This is a genomic window from Thalassospira sp. (assembly GCF_048059015.1).
Classification (GTDB): domain Bacteria; phylum Pseudomonadota; class Alphaproteobacteria; order Rhodospirillales; family Thalassospiraceae; genus Thalassospira.
Genome location: NZ_JBLLNT010000013.1, coordinates 73,775 through 85,983, shown reverse-complemented (window position 1 = coordinate 85,983; position 12,209 = coordinate 73,775). Strand labels below are relative to the sequence as shown.

Annotated in this window: 12 protein-coding genes; 7 read left to right on the top strand and 5 right to left on the bottom strand. The window is 52.9% G+C overall.

What is annotated here, in order from left to right:
• Positions 1–9: 9 nt before the first annotated feature.
• Complete coding sequence (locus ACMZ66_RS17115) at positions 10–456, bottom strand: Lrp/AsnC family transcriptional regulator (protein WP_416938974.1); 447 nt, start codon at positions 454–456, stop codon at positions 10–12.
• Positions 457–596: 140 nt separating this feature from the next.
• On the opposite strand from ACMZ66_RS17115, the gene ACMZ66_RS17110 reads away from it, so the two are divergent.
• Complete coding sequence (locus ACMZ66_RS17110) at positions 597–1,658, top strand: ornithine cyclodeaminase (protein ID WP_416938973.1); 1,062 nt, start codon at positions 597–599, stop codon at positions 1,656–1,658.
• Positions 1,655–2,572 (top strand): citrulline utilization hydrolase CtlX, encoded by a 918-nt coding sequence (gene ctlX / locus ACMZ66_RS17105; protein ID WP_416938971.1) that lies wholly within the window; start codon positions 1,655–1,657, stop codon positions 2,570–2,572. Before ACMZ66_RS17110 ends, ctlX begins: the two co-directional genes overlap by 4 nt.
• Before the next feature lie 6 nt (positions 2,573–2,578).
• On the opposite strand, the gene ACMZ66_RS17100 is transcribed toward ctlX, so the two are convergent.
• Together ACMZ66_RS17100 and ACMZ66_RS17095 are read right to left on the bottom strand one after the other, a co-directional pair.
• A complete protein-coding gene (locus ACMZ66_RS17100; RefSeq protein WP_416938969.1) occupies positions 2,579–3,997 on the bottom strand; it encodes a sensor histidine kinase in 1,419 nt (472 codons plus the stop codon).
• Positions 3,994–4,659, bottom strand: coding sequence for a response regulator (locus ACMZ66_RS17095; RefSeq protein WP_416938967.1), 666 nt, complete (start codon positions 4,657–4,659; stop codon positions 3,994–3,996). Before ACMZ66_RS17095 ends, ACMZ66_RS17100 begins: the two co-directional genes overlap by 4 nt.
• 105 nt (positions 4,660–4,764) lie before the next feature.
• Between ACMZ66_RS17095 and ACMZ66_RS17090 the strand changes: the two genes are divergently transcribed.
• On the top strand, positions 4,765–5,937 hold the full coding sequence (locus ACMZ66_RS17090) for an ABC transporter substrate-binding protein (RefSeq protein ID WP_416938965.1): 1,173 nt from the start codon (positions 4,765–4,767) through the stop codon (positions 5,935–5,937).
• A 28-nt stretch (positions 5,938–5,965) separates the two neighbouring features.
• On the opposite strand, the gene ACMZ66_RS17085 is transcribed toward ACMZ66_RS17090, so the two are convergent.
• Together ACMZ66_RS17085 and ACMZ66_RS17080 are read right to left on the bottom strand one after the other, a co-directional pair.
• The gene (locus ACMZ66_RS17085; RefSeq protein ID WP_416938963.1) at positions 5,966–6,814 is read right to left on the bottom strand and encodes a citryl-CoA lyase; all 849 of its coding nucleotides are present in this window, start codon (positions 6,812–6,814) and stop codon (positions 5,966–5,968) included.
• Positions 6,811–8,028 carry a CaiB/BaiF CoA transferase family protein gene (locus ACMZ66_RS17080; protein ID WP_416938961.1) on the bottom strand — a complete coding sequence of 406 codons (1,218 nt, stop codon included), beginning with the start codon at positions 8,026–8,028 and terminating at the stop codon, positions 6,811–6,813. Before ACMZ66_RS17080 ends, ACMZ66_RS17085 begins: the two co-directional genes overlap by 4 nt.
• A 118-nt stretch (positions 8,029–8,146) precedes the next feature.
• On the opposite strand from ACMZ66_RS17080, the gene ACMZ66_RS17075 reads away from it, so the two are divergent.
• The 4 genes from ACMZ66_RS17075 (at position 8,147) to ACMZ66_RS17060 (ending at position 12,200) form a co-directional block, all read left to right on the top strand.
• A complete protein-coding gene (locus ACMZ66_RS17075) occupies positions 8,147–8,827 on the top strand; it encodes an IclR family transcriptional regulator (protein WP_416938960.1) in 681 nt (226 codons plus the stop codon).
• 319 nt (positions 8,828–9,146) lie between these two features.
• Positions 9,147–10,145: a tripartite tricarboxylate transporter substrate binding protein gene (locus tag ACMZ66_RS17070; RefSeq protein WP_416938958.1), complete on the top strand. Its 999-nt coding sequence runs from the start codon at positions 9,147–9,149 to the stop codon at positions 10,143–10,145.
• A 44-nt stretch (positions 10,146–10,189) separates the two neighbouring features.
• Entirely contained in the window at positions 10,190–10,669 is a 480-nt protein-coding gene (locus ACMZ66_RS17065) for a tripartite tricarboxylate transporter TctB family protein (protein ID WP_416938956.1), read from the top strand.
• Positions 10,662–12,200 (top strand): tripartite tricarboxylate transporter permease, encoded by a 1,539-nt coding sequence (locus ACMZ66_RS17060; RefSeq protein ID WP_416938954.1) that lies wholly within the window; start codon positions 10,662–10,664, stop codon positions 12,198–12,200. Before ACMZ66_RS17065 ends, ACMZ66_RS17060 begins: the two co-directional genes overlap by 8 nt.
• The last annotated feature ends 9 nt before the right edge of the window (positions 12,201–12,209 follow it).

The following is a 12,209-nucleotide window of genomic DNA, read 5'->3' as shown; positions in this document are numbered from 1 at the left end:
TAGCACGCTTTATACGCTCGAAAGCAAGATACTGGTCTCACTGTTCAGGACGCCATCCACGACACGTACCTCCCGCAAGATGCGATCAAACTCTCCAAGGTTCTCGACCAAAATCTCAGCCACAAGATCCCATTTCCCACTCGTGGTATGAAGCGTTTTGAGCTCCGGCAATCCTCTGAGCTTGCTGATCACGTGTGACGTATTGCGACCTGATACCTCGATCATCATCACGGCACGTATCCATGTGTTGTCGTAATCCTCACGCACACGCGCTGTGAAGCCGATCAAAGCGCCTGATGCCAATAATCGATCAAGACGCGTCTGAACTGTTGCGCGCGAGACATTCATGATTGTCGCAAGCTTGGCCACCGGTGCGCGGCCATCTTTACGCAGCAAGGAAATCAGTTCCTTGTCGAGGTCGTCAAATCGGTATTTCGCGTCTGAGCTGACTGTCATGGTCAATACACTTTGTACAATGTCACTGTGCAATATGTTTAGTCTTCTGACTATTTTAAGCCAGTTTGAGAATTTTCCGCACAAAAATAAAAGCTGACGATGGTGCTGTTCACCGCGACATCACATTAAGGACACCTGAAATGTCAGCACCACAGCCGTCAAAACTTGCCTTCGTTCCGTTTGTCAGCGTCGAAAACATGATGCGACTGGTTAACCGTATTGGCGTAAGCACTGTGCTGACAGAACTTGCCAGCTATATCGAAGAAGATTTCGGACGTTGGGAGCTGTTTGACAAAACACCGCGCGTGGCATCTCATTCTGCCGAAGGCGTCATTGAACTGATGCCGACCTCAGATGGCATTATGTATGGATTTAAATACGTTAACGGCCATCCAAAGAACATGGCAAATGGCCTGCAAACCGTGACGGCATTGGGTCTTATGTCCCATGTCGATAATGGTTATCCGGCATTGCTAACTGAAATGACGTTGCTGACGGCCCTTCGAACAGCAGCAACATCAGCGATGGTCGCAAAGCATTTGGCCCCTACTCATTCCCATACCATGGCGATGATTGGAAATGGCGCACAGTCCGAGTTTCAGGCGCTTGCAATGGCCGCATTGTGCGGGATTAAAACGCTTCGTCTTTATGATATTGACGCCGCAGCAACCAATAAGTTGATCCAGAACCTTTCGGGACATGGATTGGAGCTGGTGGCATGTTCAAGCGCACAGGAAGCAGTTGAAGGTGCTCAGATCATCACGACCTGCACCGCAGACAAGCAGTTGGCGACCATTCTGACAGACAACATGGTTGGATCAGGCGTTCATATCAATGCGATTGGTGGTGATTGCCCGGGTAAAACGGAACTGCATCACGACATTCTTTATCGCTCCGATGTGTTTGTGGAATTTGAACCGCAAACCCGTATCGAAGGCGAAATCCAGCAGGTTCCGGCCGACTTCCCGGTTTCTGAGATGTGGAAAGTCATCAATGGCGAAAGCAAAGGCCGTACGCATGACGGCCAAATCACGCTGTTTGATGGTGTCGGTTTCGCGATCGAGGATTTCTCGGCCCTTCGTTACATCCGCGACAAGATCCACAATACTGCGTTCTATCAGGAGCTTGATATGCTCGCTGATCCGGATGATCCCCGCGATTTATTCGGCATGCTGCAGCGTGCCCGCGGAGACGAGAAATGAAATACTCTGCACAGTCGCCCGCGTCTGTCGTAATGATCCGGCCGCATCATTTTTCTGTTAACCCGGAAACAGCACAGGACAATGCGTTTCAGGCAACCGCCCTGCCCGCCAACGATCAAGCTGCCCTCGCCTACGTGGAACATTCAGAGGCCGTTAAAACACTCGAACGCCACGGCATCAAAGTGCACCTTTTTGAAGGTGAAAGCCCTTCGACACCCGATTGTGTCTTCCCGAACAACTGGTTTTCGACCCATTCAGGTGGCTATGTGGCGGTCTATCCGATGAAGGCGACCAATCGCCGCCAGGAACGCAGGACAGACATCCTTGAAACCCTAAAGGCACTGTATCGCGTTCAGGAAGTCGTCGATTTTTCCGGGCTTGAGGTTGATCGCCTTTATCTTGAGGGCACGGGTGCGATGGCTTTGGATCACGTTGAACGGGTTGCCTACGCCGTTCAATCGGATCGAACAAACCCGATTGCTTTGGAACGGTTTTGCGCGCGGTTTAACTACGAACCCATGACCTTTCCAGCTTCTGATCCCAACGGCCTTCCGATCTATCACACCAATGTATTGATGTGCATCGCGTCTGATTTTGTCCTTATCGGTGCAGATATGATCACCGATGCAGGCCGAAAGCAGGAAGTCATTGAAAGGTTACAAGATTCAGGAAGGCAGCTGATCATGCTAAGCCCCGAGCAGATATCGGCCTTTGCCGGTAATGCGATTGAGCTTCAGGGTTCCGATGGGCGCATACTGGCGCTATCGAAGTCGGCTTATGATGCATTGTCCGAGGACCAACTCGACATCATTGGCCAGTTTGCCAAACCGGTCCCGCTGCGCATCCCGACAATTGAATGTGCGGGTGGATCGGTGCGCTGTACCATTGCCGGCATTCATCTGTCACCGCGCTAACCGCTATTACGCTTGATCTTGCGGACCTTCTGAAAGAGCAAAGCTGATGCTAAAGATACATCCGCTATGCTCTTTTGGTTGGGTTAGTTTCACTTTGGTTTCGTGGCGCAAGGCGATTTCCTTAACGATCGAAAGTCCCAAGCCGCACCCTTCTTCATAACCGGTATCATTGATGCGATAGAACCGTTTGAAGACATCCTTGTGGTGCTCAACCGGAATGCCAGGGCCGTTATCTTCAACAGTCAGTTTAACGCGCTTTCCTGACTGTTCCTTATCAAGGCGAACTGTTACTGCACTGCCATCCGGGCAATATGTCAGGGCGTTATGCACGAGGTTCTTGAGCAATTCCTCGATCAGCGTTGCGTCACCCATGATCATTGTCGGCTCCGTCAGACCTTCGTAGCCAAGATCGATACCGCGTTCGAGTGCAGTCGGAACTTTGGAACTCGTCACCGAACGGCTGATGTCACAAAGGTCAATCTCATCAAACGGACGACCTGCCAAACCTTCGGGCGCTGCACGTGCCGATGCCAGTAACTGATTGGCAAGATGCGATGTCTGCCGTGTCGAGGACGCAATCGTTTCCATGATCTGGCGGATTTTTTCCGGATCTTGTTCGCGCTGACCAAGCTCCGCCTGTGTACGCAACGCGGCCAAAGGTGTTCTTAACTGATGTGCTGCATCGGCCGTGAAGCGCTGCATGGTTTTCAAACTGTTTTCAAGACGTTGAAACAGCTGGTTAATAGCACCGACCAAGTGACGAACTTCAATCGGTACATCATGCAAAATGGGCCTTAAATCCGTTGGTGAACGGCGGTTAAGGGCCTCTTCAAGGCGGCTAAGTGGTTTAAGGCCCTGACCAATGCCAAACCAGACAATGATCGCAGCAAGGACAATCAATACGATCTGCCTTGCTGCGGCACTGGCGAGAATATCTTCACTCAGACTGGTGCGCGTGCCCATGGTTTCGGCGACAAGCACCTGAAAACGCGTGGCTTTTCGGACACTGGCGACATAACGCGATAGCGCACCAATCCGGACCTGCTCGCCGTTATAAACCGCATCATAAAAGACCGGTTCTTCACGCAATGGCTGAAGATGCTCAGGAACGGGTGGTAAGTCTTCGTAACCGGTGATGAACTCGCCCTGCCCGGTGCTGACTTGATAGAAAACACGGTCTTCGGCCGCACTCGTCAACATCTCAAGCGCGACATAAGGAACATCCACCTCGATCTTCCCGCCGATCAAAACCACACGGTCAGCAATTGCTAATGCAGAACTTAAAAGAGCACGATCAAATGCCTGATTTGTTGAATGAACTGCGTTGCTGCGAACTTCAAGCAGCATCAATGAGCTGATCACCAAAAGCGGGATCAACAACCAAATAACAAGTCTGCGTCTGAGCGATCCGTTACGCCATTTCATGTCTTTTTCAACAAATATCCAAGACCACGCACGGTCTGAATTTTAACATCCGCCATCTCGACCCGTTTGCGCAATCGGCTGATGTAAAGTTCAACGGCGTTCGCACTGATATCATCCTCAAACCCGGCCAGCTGATCGGCGATCTGTTCCTTGCTCAGGACATGCCCAACACGCAGAAGCAGGATTTCAAGGATATTAAGCTCACGACGTGGAATTTCCACATCCTCGCCCCTGATCGTCACACGTCGTGCGACCGTATCAAAGGCCAGATGTCCGCATTTCATCTGGGTATTATGGGTGCCAGCATTGCGGCGCATCAGCGCCCTCACCCGTGCCTCAAGTTCCACCAGCTCAAACGGTTTGGCCAGATAATCATCTGCACCAAGATCAAGCCCCTTGACCCGATCTTCGATATCACCGCGCGCAGTCAGGATCAAAACCGCACTTTCCGCGCCGCGATGGCGCAGACGTCGCAAAATCTCAAGCCCGTCAAGTTTGGGTAAATTCAGATCAAGCACCACAAGACCGTATTCCTGCGTGCGCAGAATATCATCGGCTTCTTCGCCATCGGCAATCACGTCAACCGCATAGCCGGAATGACGCAACGAACGTGCAATCCCGTCTGCCAATGCGGCGTGATCTTCAACGACAAGGACTCTCATTGTTTGTGCTTCTCTTCCCTGATAAACCGTTTAGAGGCATTTTTGTCTTCGGTCTTCATGTCCGCAAGATCATGATATAGCAGATTATATCGTCTACCGTCGTCCATGATCGCCAGCCTTACGCTGGCAGCCCGTGACATAGAGTATTCCACCATGACCCTGGGCCGCATCTGTATTCGTTTATGTGCCATCGCTGTTGTGATGCAAGCTTCTTCTGCGTTGGCGGAGGTCTTTACCTTTGCCCCATTGCGCACGACACAGGCTGCTGATCCGGAACAATCCCTGCTTTCAAGCGATGCGCCGATTGCGGTGATTTATGGTTCGGCAGATATTGGTGCGTTCAGCCCGGTCATTGAAGCCTTTCAACAAGATAACCCCTATATCGGTGTCGAATATCATCAGCTCCAGACACTGGAGATGTATGATATCACCCAGCGCCAACGGGCCAATGACGAACCAAGTGCCGATCTGATTATCAGCTCCTCGATGGATCTTCAGATGAAGCTTGCCAATGATGGCTATGCGACATCGCATCAAAGTGCCGAAACACAGGCATTGCCGCATTGGGCGCGCTGGCGCAACGAAGCATTTGCTGTGACGCAGGAACCAGCGGTAATTGCTTATAACCGCGCGTTTTTCCGCGAAAACAAGCTCGAACCGCCGCGTACGCGGGATGCCTTTATCGAACTTCTCAACAATCACGATGATCTGTTTAGCGAACGGGTCACGACCTATGACATTGAACGAAGCGGTGTTGGCTTCTTGTTCCTTGCCCGTGATGAGCGTTTCTTTCCCGGCATTTGGGACTTTGTTCGGACCCTTGGGCAATCAAAAGTAAAGCTGTTTTCAAACACGTCACCGATGCTTGAAAAGATCGCCGATGGTCAAGTTGTGCTGGGCTATAACCTGCTGGGTTCCTATGCCGAAACCTTCAGCCAGCGAAACCCGAACCTTGGTGTAATCCTTCCTGATGATTTCATCGTGGTCTATTCTCGGATTGCCATCATCCCGCGTGATGCGCGGAACCCGGACCTTGGTGGGCGTTTCCTTGATTTCATGCTGTCGGTTAAGGGCCAAAGCGTTTTGCAGAATGACGGGAATTTCAACCCGGTTCGCTCTGACGTCCCGCCCAGCACATTCTCGTCGCTGATCTTTGATCGTTACGGCGAACGCGTGCGGTCTTTCCCAGTTGGGCCGGGGCTTCTGGTCTATCTGGATCAGGCGAAACGCCAACGCTTCTTGCGCCGTTGGCAGGATGCCTTGCTAAACCGTCGCTAAGCACCCTGCCCTGACTTCGGGATCTAACTCAGTCGGATTTCGAATCAACATCGAACGCTTTGCGCTTAGGCCCGGTATAATTCCAGATCATGCGACGCGGGATCGGCCCCTTGTTGCGGCCACCTTGCTGTGTTTGTTCCCAAGCATGGGCCAAAATCCCGACCGATCGTGACAAGCAGAACAAGCCACGCGCCAATTCCGGTGCAAAACCAAGCTCCGCATAAATCACGGCTGTCGCACCGTCGATATTCATTGGAATGCGTTTTCCCTTACGCGCCAACAATGTGTCTTCAATCGCGCTGGCGATAACGCCGAACTGACCACTGATGTGCTTGGCTTCGGCAGCCTCCGCCACCAGCGCAAGCAACCTTGGCGCACGCGGGTCAATTGGATGGAACCGATGTCCAAAGCCCGTAATATGTTTTCCATGTTCGGCGATCTGATGATCCAGCCCGGCGGCAACCGCATCAGTAAGGCCAACACCATCTTTCATCCGATCGGCAATGTCGTGATAAAGCGCAACGGCTTGTTCGCCCGCACCGCCATGAACATCGCCTAAAACATTAACTGCACTTGCCATCGCATTGTTAAGCCCAACGCCGCAGGTCGCCGCCATGCGGGCGATTGCAATGCTTGGTGCCTGTGGGCCGTGATCGACAGCGGAAACAAGGGCAGCCTCAAGCAGCTTGGCTTGCGCAGGCGTTGGCAGGTCGCCACGGGTCATCAACCAAATCATCGCAGGAAAACTGATATTACCGATCAGGTCCTCGATGGCATAGCCGCCATAGTGGATTTTGCCCGGCTCCATATCAATGATGCCGGTTTGCCACCAATCCTGAACTTCGTTTTCGATATCAGATGCTGACTTCTCGCTCACAACACGCCCTCCTCAGTAAGGGTTTTGATTTCATCATTTGAAAGCCCCAAGGACGCCAGGATCGTCTCATTGTCCTGGCCAAGAACCGGTGGCGGAGCATCGACAGATGGTGCCTTGCCATCCATTTTGATCCCGGTTCGAAGAATGCGGATGTCACGATCTGCACCCGGAACATCTTCAAACGATGCCAGCATGCCGCGATCGGCAATTTGCGGCAGTTCAAGCACCTGCGGCACAGTCAGGACTGCACCGGCTGGCACACCAACCGCGTTAAGTTTCTCAACCCAATGGTCTGCGGTATTGGTGACCAGAACATCTTCCAGCAATCCACTCAGAAGACTACGGTTCTCCAGGCGTTCCTTGCGGGTCGTAAAGCGACAATCCGTGATCAGGTCCTCAAGTCCCACAACAGAACAAAGAGCCTCGAACTGTTCCTGTTTGTTGGCAGCAATATTGATCTGCCCGTCTGCCGTTGCGAACGCACCTGATGGTGAGGACGTGAAATTATCATTCCCGTTCGCAGTGGGTTCCTTACCAGCGATCAGATAGTTCGAAACCACCCAACCCATGGTCGCAATCACGGATTCCAGCATCGAGATATCGATGAAACTGCCTTCACCCTCGTTGTTACCAAGCGCACGCCCGGCAAGGGCGGAAGTAATGGCAAAGGCTGCCGTCATGCCGCCGATGGTATCAGCCATCGGATATCCAACCCGGTAGGTTCCTTCACCTTCCTGACCAGTGATCGTCATGACACCTGACAGGCCCTGAACAATCTGGTCATAGGCCGGAAGTTTGCGCATAGGGCCTGTTTGGCCAAACCCGGAAATCGCACAATAGATCAGACCGGGATTGACCTTGGACAAAACGTCATAACCAAGCTCAAGCCGATCCATAACGCCGGGGCGGAAGTTCTCAACCAGAACATCGGCCTTCGCAACCAGCTGTTTCAGGATTTCTTTGCCACGCGGGTCCTTCAGGTTCAGTGTCAGCGAACGCTTGCCGGCATTCTGCGCCATAAATGAAACGCCCATAAGCTTGTCATTCAGGCTCATATCCGCACCAAGCTGGCGGGCAAGGTCACCACGTCCCGGGGCTTCAACCTTAATGACTTCGGCACCAAGATGGGCAAGTTGATGACAGCAAAACGGTCCGGCCAATACATTGGTCAGGTCAAGAACCGTTATGCCGCTTAGCGATTGTGCTCCGCTCATGACATTTCCTTAAATTCTGTCTGGTAGAATTATGTTCTATTATATAGAATTTAAGCTCTTCGCGAAATCCAAACCGGACAGCTGCGATCATGGTTTAACCCTGGAAAGCCGAAGTTTCATGTCAGAACAAAACGTTACAGCCGTTGAACGCGCCCTTTCGCTCCTTGACGTCTTTACTGATCAGGACCCGGATCTATCGCTTAAGGAGCTTGCTGAACGTACTGGAATGTACAAAAGCACCATCTCGCGACTGGCGGGTACGCTGGAGTCTCGGGGTTTCTTGATGGTATCGGGGCGCGGTCGGTATCGCCTTGGCCCGGCCCTTTGGCGGTTGGGATCAATTTATCGCCGGTCTTATCGCATGGACGATATCGTCCGGCCGCACCTGTCTGAACTGGTGACCGAAAGCGGCGAAACCGCGTCCTTTTATGTGCCCGAAAGATCCAATCGGCTTTGCTTGTTTCGCGAAAACTCACCAAGCAGCCTGCGTCATCATCTGGAAGAAGGTGCGATATTGCCGTGTGATCGTGGTGCCGCTGGTCATGTCATTCGGGCTTGGGGCGATGGCGTTGATGATCGCGCGATTGATGTTCTTGATGACAGGTTTGCCCAAAGTGATGGCGAACGTGATCCCGATATCTCAGCCATCGCTGTTCCGGTTTTGGACTGTCAAAACACCTTGCTGGGTGTGCTGACCCTGTCAGGCCCCAAAAGCCGATTCACCGAAGAAAAACGCCTTAAGCTATTGGTATCACTTCAAAATCATGCAGACGATTGCGGCAAACGGCTTTCTGCCTAAGCCTTGCGTTTCAGGCATTTTTGCCATTGACGCATAAATGATGTGAAAAATTTTCACTCAAATATGTGCAATGACAGGTTGATGACAGGTTCTGCTGCTAACGTCCTTTCCACTGCCGATCCGGGAGGTGTCAAACGCCCCCGGAACAAACAAAAAGAATATCGGCAAGGGAGGACAATATATAACCCGCAGGCAGTTAGGATTGGTCTATCTGTAAGACGGGTTTCTCGCTCTTCCTTGCTGAAGTTTTGTTCCTGAAGATCGGTCGCCACCACAAGGGTGGCTTGGGAAAATGCTTTAGTGTCTGGAGGAGACCCTGATGAACAAGCTGACGATGTTCTCACGTCGCGGATTTATCGCTGCAGCAACCGCTGTTGCTGTTTCGACTGCTGCATTCGGCGCAATGGATGCCAAAGCTGCAGAAATGGATGAAATTCACTTCGTCATTCCGGGTGGCGCAGGCGGCGGCTGGGATGGCACCGCACGTGGCACCGGCGAAGCCCTGACCAAATCGGGTCTTGTTGGCACCGCTTCTTACGAAAACATGTCTGGCGGCGGCGGCGGTAAAGCCATTGCTTACATGATCGAAGCAGCTGACCGTCTTGACAACACCCTGATGGTTAACTCCACCCCGATCATCGTTCGTTCCCTGACCGGTGTGTTCCCGCAGTCCTTCCGCGACCTGACCCCGATTGCGGCAGTTGTTGCTGAATATGCTGCTTTCGCAGTTCCGGCAGACAGCCCGTATGCATCCTTCACCGATGTTGTAAACGCGGTTAAAGCTGATCCGAACTCTGTCAAATTCGGCGGCGGTTCTGTTCGTGGCGGCATGGACCACATCGTTGCAGCATATGCTGTTCAGAAAGGTGGCGGCGACGCGAAACAGGTTAAGTACATTCCCTACGATGCCGGTGGTAAAGCAATCGCTGGCCTTCTGTCGGGTGAAACCGAAGTTCTGTCCACCGGTCTTGGTGAACTTCTCGAACTCGCAAAAGCTGGTCAGGTCCGCATTCTTGCTGTGACCTCCAAAGAACGTATCGAAGCAGCTCCCGAAGTTCCGTCGCTTGGCGAACTGGGCATCGATGCGGAATTCGTTAACTGGCGTGGTTACTTCGGCTCCCCGGCTCTGTCGGCTGACAAGGCTGATGCGTATGCAGCAGTTCTCAAAGACGTTCAGGCAACCGAAGAGTGGGAAACCGTACGTAAGCGTAATGGCTGGGAAAAAATCTACAAGCCGCGTGCTGAGTTCTCTTCCTTCATGGAAGACCAGGAAAAGGTCGTTGGCGACCTGATGCGCGAACTTGGCTTCCTGAAATAAGCCACCAGACGAAACGTAAAAAGACCTCCTAAGGAAACCACGCCATGTCCATCAATCGCGACAAATTCGGCGCGCTGCTCTTTCTTTGCCTCGCGCTGGTTTATGGCCTAAATGTCGGAGACATCCCGCTGCTGTTTGGCGACGAAGATGCTCCGTTCAATGCCAGAACCCTTCCGACCGCCCTTGCCTGGATCCTAGGCGTGGTTTCCTTTGTCCAACTGGTACTGCCGGCCAATCAAGAGGCCGGCAGCCTTTCAAACGCATTCCGCGGATTGAAATGGGGACGTGTTGTCGTCCTGGCCGTTCTGATGGTGTTCTATGGTTTCACCATCAAGTCCCTCGGCTTCCCGCTTTCCACTGCGCTGTTCCTGATTGGCGGTTTCTACACGCTTGGCGAACGACGCCCTCATGTATTGATCATTACCGCCGTCGGTGTTGCGCTCGCATTCTGGGGCCTGCTCAGCCTTCTTGGCATCTATCTGCAGCCGGGCGATCTGTTCTATTGGATTTCAAACAATGCTTGATGGAATTTTTGCCGGTCTTTCGACCGCTGTCATGCCGATCAACCTTCTGATGGTTGCGGTCGGCTGTTTCGCAGGCACCTTTATCGGGATGCTTCCCGGTCTTGGCCCGATTACCGCCATCGCGCTTATGATCCCGATTACCTACGGGTTTGATCCATCAACCGGCCTGATCCTGATGGCTGGTGTTTATTATGGCGCAATCTTTGGCGGTTCGACCTCATCTATTCTGATTAACGCGCCTGGTGTTGCCGGTACGGTCGCGACCGCGTTTGACGGCTACCCGATGGCGCAGAAAGGCATGGCTGGCAAGGCTCTGGCAATTGCCGCCTACTCGTCCTTCTCGGGCGGGACGATTGCTGCGATCTTCCTTCTGGTTGCTGCTCCGGCATTGGCGTCGGTGTCGCTTTCCTTCCAGTCTGGCGATTACTTCGCGCTGATGGTCTTGGGTCTGACAGCTGTTTCTGCCTTTGCCGGTAAAGGCCAAGTCCTTAAGGCGATCACCATGACCCTGTTCGGGATCATGTTGTCGACGATTGGTACTGACCCGGCCGCAGGCGTTGCACGCTTTACTTTTGGCAGCATGGACCTTGTTGATGGCATCAGCTTCCTTCTGCTGGCCATGTCAACCTTCGCGCTTTCCGAAGCACTTCTGTCGATCCTGCGTCCGACCAAGGACACCCGCTCTGAAGAAGAAAAGGCGCTAAAAAGCCTCGGCTCCATGAAGCTTTCGAAAGAAGAAGTTAAAACCATGGTTCCGGTTATTGGCCGCTCGTCCGTGCTTGGCTTCTTTACCGGGGTTCTTCCTGGTGCGGGGGCGACCATTGCGTCCTTCCTTGCCTATGGCATGGAACGCAACTTGGCATCGGCAAAGGAAAAGCTTCAGTTCGGCAAAGGTTCCATTCGCGGCCTTTCCGCGCCGGAAACTGCAAACAACGCTGCATGTTCTGGTTCCTTCGTGCCGCTTTTGACCCTTGGTATCCCGGGTTCGGGTACGACGGCCGTCATGATGGGCGCATTGATTTCCTATGGCGTTCAGCCGGGCCCGCGCCTGTTCGTTGAGCAGCCCGCTGTGTTCTGGTCTGTTATCATCTCGATGTATATCGGTAACGTGGTCCTACTGGTTCTGAACCTGCCGCTGATCCCGTATATCTCGCGTCTGCTTGCCTTGCCCCAGCAGCTTCTGGTGCCGTTCGTTCTGTTCTTCTCGCTGGTTGGTGTGTACCTTGTGACCTTTAACACCATGGACATCCACATGATGGTGATTGCTGCGGCAATTGCGATCGGCCTGCGACTTCTGAACTACCCGATGGCGCCGATGCTTCTTGGCTTCATTCTGGGCAAGATGATGGAAGAAAACCTGCGTCGCGCACTGGCGATTAGTGACGGCTCCATTTCCTTCCTGTGGGAACGTCCGATCACCCTCGTTATCCTGTCGATCAGCATCCTGTTCCTTGCTGCTCCGCTTATCGGAAATCTCCGTAGCTGGCTGGCAAACCGCAAGGCTGCTGTTCCCAATGATGGCGAACTCTAAGGTCACGTA

Coding starts and splice junctions, on each gene's coding strand:
- ACMZ66_RS17090 (WP_416938965.1), top strand. CDS start 4,765: ATGATCGCCAGCCTTACGCTGGCAGCCCGTGACATAGAGTATTCCACC.
- ACMZ66_RS17060 (WP_416938954.1), top strand. CDS start 10,662: ATGCTTGATGGAATTTTTGCCGGTCTTTCGACCGCTGTCATGCCGATC.
- ACMZ66_RS17080 (WP_416938961.1), bottom strand. CDS start 8,028: ATGAGCGGAGCACAATCGCTAAGCGGCATAACGGTTCTTGACCTGACC.
- ACMZ66_RS17115 (WP_416938974.1), bottom strand. CDS start 456: ATGACAGTCAGCTCAGACGCGAAATACCGATTTGACGACCTCGACAAG.
- ACMZ66_RS17100 (WP_416938969.1), bottom strand. CDS start 3,997: ATGAAATGGCGTAACGGATCGCTCAGACGCAGACTTGTTATTTGGTTG.
- ACMZ66_RS17075 (WP_416938960.1), top strand. CDS start 8,147: ATGTCAGAACAAAACGTTACAGCCGTTGAACGCGCCCTTTCGCTCCTT.
- ACMZ66_RS17110 (WP_416938973.1), top strand. CDS start 597: ATGTCAGCACCACAGCCGTCAAAACTTGCCTTCGTTCCGTTTGTCAGC.
- ctlX (WP_416938971.1), top strand. CDS start 1,655: ATGAAATACTCTGCACAGTCGCCCGCGTCTGTCGTAATGATCCGGCCG.
- ACMZ66_RS17070 (WP_416938958.1), top strand. CDS start 9,147: ATGAACAAGCTGACGATGTTCTCACGTCGCGGATTTATCGCTGCAGCA.
- ACMZ66_RS17065 (WP_416938956.1), top strand. CDS start 10,190: ATGTCCATCAATCGCGACAAATTCGGCGCGCTGCTCTTTCTTTGCCTC.
- ACMZ66_RS17095 (WP_416938967.1), bottom strand. CDS start 4,659: ATGAGAGTCCTTGTCGTTGAAGATCACGCCGCATTGGCAGACGGGATT.